This window comes from Succinivibrio sp. (assembly GCF_045124615.1).
GTDB classification, from domain to species: Bacteria; Pseudomonadota; Gammaproteobacteria; order Enterobacterales; family Succinivibrionaceae; genus Succinivibrio; species Succinivibrio faecicola.
Map to the genome: position 1 here is coordinate 1 of NZ_JBGVMC010000254.1, position 5,855 is coordinate 5,855.

At 39.8% G+C, this 5,855-nt stretch carries 6 protein-coding genes; 3 read left to right on the forward strand and 3 right to left on the reverse strand.

Annotated elements, in window-relative coordinates:
* From ACJML3_RS06640 to glyA, 3 genes are all read right to left on the reverse strand, one after another.
* Positions 1-630 (reverse strand): riboflavin synthase (locus tag ACJML3_RS06640; RefSeq protein WP_406021727.1); only part of this gene is annotated, 630 nt, incomplete at its 3' end.
* A complete protein-coding gene (gene ribD, locus ACJML3_RS06645; RefSeq protein WP_406021729.1) occupies positions 630-1,772 on the reverse strand; it encodes a bifunctional diaminohydroxyphosphoribosylaminopyrimidine deaminase/5-amino-6-(5-phosphoribosylamino)uracil reductase RibD in 1,143 nt (380 codons plus the stop codon). The genes ACJML3_RS06640 and ribD, both read right to left, overlap by 1 nt.
* An 18-nt stretch (positions 1,773-1,790) precedes the next feature.
* Positions 1,791-3,044 (reverse strand): serine hydroxymethyltransferase, encoded by a 1,254-nt coding sequence (glyA, locus tag ACJML3_RS06650; protein WP_406021733.1) that lies wholly within the window; start codon positions 3,042-3,044, stop codon positions 1,791-1,793.
* 257 nt (positions 3,045-3,301) lie between these two features.
* Between glyA and aroQ the strand changes: the two genes are divergently transcribed.
* From aroQ to accC, 3 genes are read left to right on the forward strand one after another with little or no spacing between them, the layout of a single operon-like run.
* The gene (gene aroQ, locus ACJML3_RS06655; RefSeq protein ID WP_406021735.1) at positions 3,302-3,790 is read left to right on the forward strand and encodes a type II 3-dehydroquinate dehydratase; all 489 of its coding nucleotides are present in this window, start codon (positions 3,302-3,304) and stop codon (positions 3,788-3,790) included.
* Positions 3,791-3,829: 39 nt separating this feature from the next.
* Entirely contained in the window at positions 3,830-4,300 is a 471-nt protein-coding gene (gene accB, locus ACJML3_RS06660; protein ID WP_406021737.1) for an acetyl-CoA carboxylase biotin carboxyl carrier protein, read from the forward strand.
* Positions 4,301-4,321: 21 nt separating this feature from the next.
* On the forward strand, positions 4,322-5,671 hold the full coding sequence (accC, locus tag ACJML3_RS06665) for an acetyl-CoA carboxylase biotin carboxylase subunit (RefSeq protein ID WP_406021731.1): 1,350 nt from the start codon (positions 4,322-4,324) through the stop codon (positions 5,669-5,671).
* Positions 5,672-5,855: the final 184 nt, after the last annotated feature.

Here is a 5,855-nt window from a genome sequence, read left to right on the forward strand (position 1 = left end):
CAAAGATGAATCACTCTTCTGTGCATTTGCATCCTGCTTTGAGATAAGTCTTTCAAGATATCTTGCAAGTACATCAACCTCAAGATTAACCTGACATCCTTTTTCAAAATTATCAAAATTAACAGCACCCTGAGTATGAGGGATAAGAGTTAATCTGAAAGAATCATTCTCTACATCATTTACAGTAAGAGAAATTCCATCTACTGCAATAGAACCTTTTCTTGCAATGTATTTTGACAGCTCAGATGGTGCCTTTATCCATATATCAACGGCATCATCAAGCTTTGAAACACTCATAACTTCACCTATTCCATCAACATGTCCCTGAACAATGTGTCCACCAAGATGGGTTGATGCGGTACAAGCAAGCTCTAGATTTAGTCTGTCACCTGTTCTGTAATTCTTAAAACAAGTGCATTTTACAGTTTCAGCTGAAACATCTGCATAAAATGAGTTACCAATAAGCTCTGTTACAGTGAGGCATACACCATTGTTAGCAATTGAATCGCCAAGAGCAATTGTGTTGTTCTTTATAAAGCTTTCAGGTGCATCGACCATAATTACATAGCCTCTGCCTCTTTTTTCCATGCTTTTAAGTGTGCCTACAGCCTGAACTATTCCTGTGAACATTATTCTTCCAGAAGATAATGAAGTAACACATCGTTACCGTAACGTTTTGTTTTATGCAAAGTAAATTCTCTGCAACAAGATAAATCCAGTATATTCTGAGTGTTGAAGGCATTTCTTGCCTCTTTTCCTAATAACTTAGGAGCAACAAATGCATATATTTCATCAACAGCATTGGCATCTAAAAATGCAGATATTAGCTTTGATCCTGCTTCAACTAAAACCTTTCTTATCTGCTTTGTGCCAAGATATTCAAGTAAGGCGTTTATATCTATATGACCATCTAATGTTCTTTTAATATAAACCTTACTTACATTTTTATTAATTATAGTTTCTTTATTTAGTTCTTCTAGATTATCGCTTGCGCATACAAGTAGATTCTGACCACTTGAGAATATCTGATATTTTGAAATATCTAACTTTTCACTTGAATCTAAAATAACCTTTAAAGGCTGTCTTGCGCAGTCAAAATCAATTTTCTTTCTGTTCTTTTCTTTTAACTCTTCATATCTGACATTTAGCTTCGGATCATCTGCTATTACAGTATTTGAAGAGGTGATAATACAGTCTGATTTTGCTCTGATATCCTGAACTTTAGCTCTGGATTTACTATTTGTAATCCATTTACTTTTTCCATTGCATAAAGCTGTTTTTGCATCAAGAGACATTCCTGTTTTTACAGCAACATAAGGAATTCCCTTAACAATTGATTTCATGAAAGCTCTGCTTGAAAAGAGAGCCTCTTTTTCAAGAACATGCTCTACAACTTCAATACCTGCTTCACGTAGGATCTCAAATCCACGACCACAAACCTTTGGATTTGGATCGCCACAAGCTACAACTACTCTTGCAACTTTGCACTCAACGAGTTTTTTTGCACATGGAGGGGTTCTACCATAATGAGAGCATGGCTCTAAAGTCACATATACAGTGGAACCTTCAACATCAAAGGAAGCATCCTGTAAAGCCATAATCTCAGCATGAGGGAGTCCAGCCTTGTGGTGATAACCACGGCCAATTACTTTTCCATCGCGTACAATAACACATCCTACCGCAGGATTTGGGTAGGATGTATATAAGCCACAAGAAGCAAGCTTAATAGCCTGCTTCATGTACTTTATGTCCTGTTTTAAGACCTTAGTCAAATTTGTTACCTGACTTGATTAGTCCTTGTATACAGGGAACTTAGCGCATAGAGCCTTTACGCGCTCACGGCACTTTAAGATTACTTCATCATTCTGATAGTTATCTAAAACGTCACAGATGATTGCAGCAAGTTCCTTGATCTCAGCTTCCTTGAAGCCACGACGTGTACAAGCAGGAGTACCGATACGTAAACCTGAAGTTACGAATGGAGAACGAGTCTCACCAGGAACAGTGTTCTTATTAACAGTAATGAATGCCTTACCTAAAGCAGCCTCTGCATCCTTACCAGTCATCTCTAAGCCGATGAAGTCCATTAAGAATAAGTGGTTTGAAGTACCGCCTGATACAACTTTGTAACCACGCTTCATAACTTCTTCAGCTAATAACTTAGCATTTGCTACAACCTGCTTCTGGTAATCAACATACCAAGGCTCCATTGCCTCCTTGAATACGATTGCCTTTGCAGCAATTACGTGCTCTAAAGGACCGCCCTGTAAACCAGGGAAGATTGCTGAATTTAACTTCTTGTAGATGTCCTGATCATGGCAGTTTGAAAGAATAAAGCCAGAACGTGGACCACCTAATGACTTGTGAGTTGTTGAAGAAACAACGTGAGCATACTCGATTGGGCTTGGATATACGCCTGCAGCAATTAAACCTGCAACGTGAGCCATATCAACTAACAGATAAGCACCAACCTCATCTGCAATTTCACGCATCTTCTTCCAATCAACGATGCCTGAGTATGCTGAGAAACCAGCAACAATCATCTTTGGCTTTAATTCTAAAGCCTGCTGACGGATTGCTTCATAATCAAGCTCGCCTTTCTCATTAACTTCGTAGCCATAAGCCTTATAAACTTTACCTGAGAAGTTAACTGGACAGCCGTGAGTTAAGTGACCGCCTGATGATAATGATAAGCCCATTACGATGTCACCTGGCTGACATAAAGCCTGGTAAACAGCTGCATTAGCCTGAGAACCAGCATGTGGCTGAACATTAGCGAATTCACACTTGAACAGCTTGCAAGCTCTATCAATAGCTAACTGCTCAACTGCATCAACATACTCGCAACCGCCGTAATAACGTTTTCCTGGATAGCCTTCAGCATACTTGTTAGTTAGCTGTGAACCCTGTGCCTCCATAACGCACTTTGATGCGTAGTTTTCTGAAGCGATAAGTTCGATGTGATCCTCTTGACGCTGGTTTTCACCTTCAATTGCAGTCCATAACTCAGGATCGAATTCTGCAATTGATTTAGCTTTGTTCATGAAGCTCATGTGGTTTCCTCAATGTGAAGGTTAATGATGACAAATCGTCATAAAAGAAAATTCCGTATCCTTATTCTATCATTTTTTGTGCACTCGTTTACACTTTTTGGCAAAAAAGACATGACAAATTTGCACAATTTACCTTATGCGTATATTTTTCAGAAAAGAAAAAAATTTAAGAAATGTCATAGTTTATTACCTAAAAATTGCAAAAAATTAACATTTTTAAAGAAAATCTGAGAAACATTCAAATAAAAATGATAAAATGCACCAACTTTTCTTTCTGGAGAAAAAAATTGGCTAAATTTTCTATTTTGGTGTTAAACGGTCCAAATCTTAACCTTTTAGGTACCCGTGAACCAGAAATTTACGGTAAAGAGACATTAAAGGACCTTGAAAACAACCTAAAAAAGGTTGCTGATGAACTAGATGTCAATATTGAGTGCTATCAGTCCAATCATGAAGGCGATTTAGTTGATAAAATCCAGAATAGCCGCAATAACACAGATTTCATATTATTGAATGCCGGCGCATATACCCACACCAGCGTTGCTATTCGCGATGCTCTTGCAGGAATCGACGTTCCTTTTTATGAAATACACATCTCAAACGTGCATAAAAGAGAAGAATTTAGACATCATTCTTATCTTTCTGCTATTGCCGTTGGAGTCATAGTAGGTTTCGGACTTGATGGTTACGAATATGCTTTAAGAGGCGCCGTAAGACTCTTAAACCGTAATCATTAATTATTAAAAAAAACATAAGTTAGGATATTGTTCATGCAAATTGATATTCATAAGATAGCTAAGCTTATCGAGATCGTATCTAAGTCAGATGTATCTGAGATCAACTTAAAGCAGGGCGAAGAAGAATTAAAAATTACTCGTGAAAAGGCTGTTGTTCAGGCTGTTTCAACTGTAATTCCAGCTCCTGTTGCTGCACCTGTAGTTGCTCAAGCTCCAGCTCCTGCTGCTGCACCTGCTGCTCCTGCAGCTCCTGTAGCTGAGGCTGCTGTTGATGCATCTAAGTTAATGAAGTCACCAATGGTTGGTACTTTCTATCGCTCAGCAAGCCCTACTGCAAGCCCATTCGTTGAAGTTGGCGCTTCAGTTAAGGAAGGCGACACCTTATGCATTATCGAAGCTATGAAGATGATGAATCAGATTCAGGCAGACAGAGCTGGTGTTATCAAGAAGATCTTAGTTGAGAACGGCTCAGCAGTTGAGTTCGATCAGCCACTATTTGAGTTTGAATAATAACTTAGGTCACAATTCATTATGAAACTTGAAAAAGTTCTTATTGCCAACCGTGGTGAGATCGCTTTACGTGTTTTACGTGCTTGCCGCCAGTTAGGCTTAAAGACTGTAGCAGTTCATTCAACTGCTGATCGTGATTTAATGCACGTTAAGCTAGCTGATGAAGCTGTTTGTATTGGTCCTGCTGCTCCAAAGGATTCATATTTAAATATTCCTTCAATTATCGCTGCAGCAGAGGCAACAGGCGCTAATGCTATTCACCCAGGCTACGGTTTCTTATCAGAGAATGCTGATTTTGCTGAGATGGTTGAAAAGTCAGGCTTTATTTTTATCGGTCCTACAGCTGATACCATCAGACTTATGGGTGATAAGGTTTCTGCAAAGAAAGCTATGCAGAAAGCTGGCGTTCCATGTGTTCCAGGTTCTGCAGGTGCTCTTGGTGAAAATGCTGAAGAGAACAGAAAGCTTGCAAACCAGATTGGTTACCCAATCATCATCAAGGCAGCAGGTGGCGGCGGTGGCCGTGGTATGCGTGTTGTAAGATCAGATGCTGAACTTGACGAGTCAATTGCTTTAACTCGTCGTGAAGCAGATATGTTCTTCAACAACCCAGCTGTTTATATGGAAAAGTTCCTTGAGAACCCACGCCATATTGAGTTCCAGGTTTTATCAGACGGTCAGGGTCATGCTGTTTACCTAGGTGAGCGTGACTGCTCTATGCAGAGACGTAACCAGAAGGTTTTAGAAGAAGCTCCTGCTCCATTTATCAGCCAGGAACAAAGAGAGACCATTGGTAGTCGTTGTGCTCAGGCATGTATCGATATCGGTTATCGCGGTGCTGGTACATTCGAGTTCTTATATGAGAACGGCGAGTTCTACTTCATCGAGATGAATACTCGTGTTCAGGTTGAGCATCCTATTACCGAAATGATCACCGGCGTTGATATCGTTCGCGAAATGATCAACGTATGTGCTGGTAATCCATTATCAATCAAGCAGGAAGACATCAAGTTAAAGGGGCATGCTATTGAGTTCCGTATCAATGCTGAAGATCCAAAGACCTTTATGCCATCTCCAGGCGAGATTAAGTACCTGCACGTTCCTGGTGGTCCAGGCGTTCGCTGGGATTCACATGTATATCAAGGCTATAAGGTTCCACCTTACTATGATTCATTAGGAGGTAAGCTTATCGTTTATGATGATACCCGTGAAATGGCCATCGTACGTGGTTTAGAGGCTTTAGACGAGCTTGTTCTTTCAGGTATCAAGTCAAATATTCCTCTACACAAGGATCTGTTAACTGATCCTGTTGAAATCAAGGGTGGCGCAAGCATCCATTACTTAGAGCAGAAATTAGAAGCTTCAAAGTAAGATTTCAGCGCTAAAAAAAAGAGAGCCTATGCTCTCTTTTTTCATCCTAAACTCCGCAGGTCATAGTTACTAATTTTTGACCTGCTTTTTAGGGTAAGCAATTTTAAACAGATCAAAGAGATCTCTAGTTTTCTTAGGGATCTCTTTTACTATCCAAACACCGCGTCCAGCAGGCTTAGATGCC